Source organism: Streptomyces sp. YS-3, assembly GCF_045257485.1.
Lineage (GTDB): Bacteria > Actinomycetota > Actinomycetes > Streptomycetales > Streptomycetaceae > Streptomyces.
Window position 1 is genome coordinate 1 of record NZ_JBJHPC010000788.1, and the last position, 2,647, is coordinate 2,647.

1 protein-coding gene and 2 pseudogenes are annotated in these 2,647 nt (G+C 76.7%); all 3 read right to left on the reverse strand.

Features of this window, described 5'->3' with window-relative positions; translation table 11 throughout:
* Positions 1–475: pseudogene (locus ACJA3G_RS34755) on the reverse strand (ADP-ribosylglycohydrolase family protein); the annotation flags it as partial.
* The gene (locus ACJA3G_RS34760) at positions 472–1,635 is read right to left on the reverse strand and encodes an ADP-ribosylglycohydrolase family protein (RefSeq protein WP_406557021.1); all 1,164 of its coding nucleotides are present in this window, start codon (positions 1,633–1,635) and stop codon (positions 472–474) included. The pseudogene ACJA3G_RS34755 and the gene ACJA3G_RS34760, both read right to left, overlap by 4 nt.
* Before the next feature lie 64 nt (positions 1,636–1,699).
* Positions 1,700–2,647, reverse strand: a pseudogene (locus ACJA3G_RS34765) (ADP-ribosylglycohydrolase family protein); the annotation flags it as partial.

Consider the following 2,647-nt stretch of genomic DNA (forward strand, 5'->3'; position numbering starts at 1 on the left):
CGGTGAACCAGGTGTGGAGGGGCCAGTTGCCGGTGGCGCGGGCGAGGGCTCGGATGCCGGCGAGGGGGAGCTTTTCGACGGGCTTGCCGAGGAGGCAGCCGACGGCCCGGCCGAGCCAGGCCGCGTGGAGGGCGCTGGTCGCCCCCGGGCCCCCGGGCGGAGGCTGCGCCTGCCGCGCCAGGGGCGGGACCGCGCCCCCGCACACCCGCGTGATGGCCGCGAGATCCGTCGGTTCGGCCCGCGCCAACGGGCTCGGCAGCAGCGCCAGTTCGTCCAGCAGGCGGAGCGCCAGGGCTCTGAGCGGCGGGGGCGCGGGCGCCGGCGAGGCGCCCCCGTGGACGGGGGCCGCGCTGCCGCCCGCCGCCTCCCAGCGTCTCGCGATCCCGCTCGCGTCACGGCCGTCCTGTGCCGCCTGGCGGAGTTCGTGGGGCAGCAGGTCCTCCGGCTGGACCCAGGTCACGCGCAGCGCGGTCACCGGGTCAGGGCCTCGAAGGCCGTCTGATGGGCGGCCCGGCGGACGAGGTCCTTCTCGTACACCTCGACGGCCACCTCCGTCAGGGCCCGCGCGGGCGCGTACAGATCCAGCCGGCTGGCCTCGGCGATCTGTTCGGACCAGGCGGCCGGGACGGGACCCTCGCCCCGCAGCGCTCCCGCCAGCGCGCCCGCCATCGTCGCGATGGAGTCGCAGTCGCGGCCGTAGTTCACCGCGCCCAGGACCGCCGTACGGAAGTCGCCGTCGGCCACCAGCAGCATGCCCAGGGCGATCGGGAGCTCCTCGATGGCGTGCAGACGGGACGGGCGGCGGGCGCCCAGGGAGGGGGCGCGGTAGTCGGGGCCGACCGTGTCGAAGGGGGCGACGGCCGTCCGCAGGGGGGTGAGCGCGGACTCGAAGTCCGTGTGGCCGGCCGCCGCTTCGGCCACCGCCTCGATCGCCGCGCGGGTCCCGTCCTTCGCCAGGGAGAGGCAGGTCTCGACGACCGTCGCCGCCGTCGCGCCCGGCGCGCACGCCGCCGCCACCGCCGCCGCGAAGACGCCCGCCGCCTCCCTCCCGTACGAGGACTGGTGCGGGGCCGCCACCTCCAGGGCCTCCGTGTACGCCCCCGCCGGGTTGGCCGCGTTGACCAGGCCGACCGGGGCCATGTACATCGCCGCACCGCAGTTGACGATATTGCCGGTGCCCGCCTCGCGGGGGTCGACGTGCCCGTAGTGCAGCCGTGCCACCAGCCACTTCTCGGCGAGGAAGATCCGGTGCAGGGGGATGGTCTCCGCCTCCAGCTCCGGGATCCAGACCGGGCGGGAGACCAGGTCGGGGACCAGGTGGTCGGCGATGGCGTACGCGTCGAGGTGGTCGCGGACCTTCTCGTACACCCGGATCAGCGCGTGCGTCATCAAGGTGTCGTCGGTGATGTGTCCGTCGCCCTTGTGGTAGGGGGCGATCGGCCGCGCCGTGCGCCAGTCGTCGCCGTGCCAGGGGCCGACGATGCCGTGGACGCGGCCCCCGTGCCGCTCCACGATCTGCTCGGGGGCGCGGCCTTCGACGGGGCCGCCGAGGGCGTCCCCGACGGCCGCGCCGACCAGGGCGCCGGTGATGCGGTCCGCAAGAGTGAGCGTCGTGTACGACGTCGTGAGCGTCATGCCGGAATTGTCCACCCTGGGCGGTCAGTTCGGGGTGGTTCGCGGCGTTTTCGCGAAAAGCTCAGCCGCCCGGGGGGTGGCACAGCGTGTCGGCGAGGAGCCCGGCGAGCTCCACGAGGTCGGTGCCGGCCAGGCGCGGGAGGGCGCAGCCGGACAGGGTGCGGCAGGCGTCCAGCCAGGGCGCGGGGATCGCGGCGCCGCCGCCGAGCGCGCCGGTGAGGGCCCCGGCGAGGGCGGGCGCCGAGTCCGCGACCCGGGACAGACAGGCGGCGGCGGGGACCGCCGCGGCCACGGTGCCGCGCGAGGCGAGGGTCAGGGCGAGGGCGACCGGGACGGTCTCGGCGGCGGCGATCCCGTAGCTGTAGACGTGGTCCACGATCTGGTGCTCCAGGAGCGGGACCAGGGCGAACGCGCCCGCGGTGTCCTCGGCGAAGTCGTGCGCGAGCTTGATGGCGTGGCGGGCGTTGCGGCCGATCTCGGTGTCGGGCGGGAGCTGGTCGAGGGCGGCGTCGACGGCGCCCTCGGTGGTGGCGCCGCCGAGGGCCGCGGCGACGGCCGCCGCGACGGCGCGGGCGCCGTGCACGCCGTCGCCGTCCTGGGTGTAGCGGGCGTCGAACTCGGCCAGTTCGGCGGCCTCCCGTGGCGCGCCGGGGTGGACCACGGCGAGGACGGCGGCGCGTACGCAGGCGGCGTCGTCGAAGTAGTGCGGGTTGTCGTGGCCGGTGGCGGGCGGGCGCAGACCGGTGGCGAGGTTGCCTAGGCCCGCCCGTACGGAGATGCGGGCGCGCAGCGGGAGCACCGCGGACTCGACCTCGGGGGCGCGCTCGGCGGCGGCGGCGACCTCGGCGGCGAGCAGGTTCCAGGCGCGGTCCACCGCGGCGCGGACGCGTCGGGCCGGGGGCAGGTGGGCGAGCAGCGGCTCGGCGGCGGTCAGGACGCTCTCGGCGGCGAACGCGGCCCACTCGGCGTCGTCCGAGGGGCCCAGCCGCAGGGGTTCGGGGGGCTGGTTGAG

Bases quoted from the DNA above. Each gene is read 5' to 3' on its own strand.
- ACJA3G_RS34760 (WP_406557021.1), bottom strand. From the start codon at position 1,635: ATGACGCTCACGACGTCGTACACGACGCTCACTCTTGCGGACCGCATC.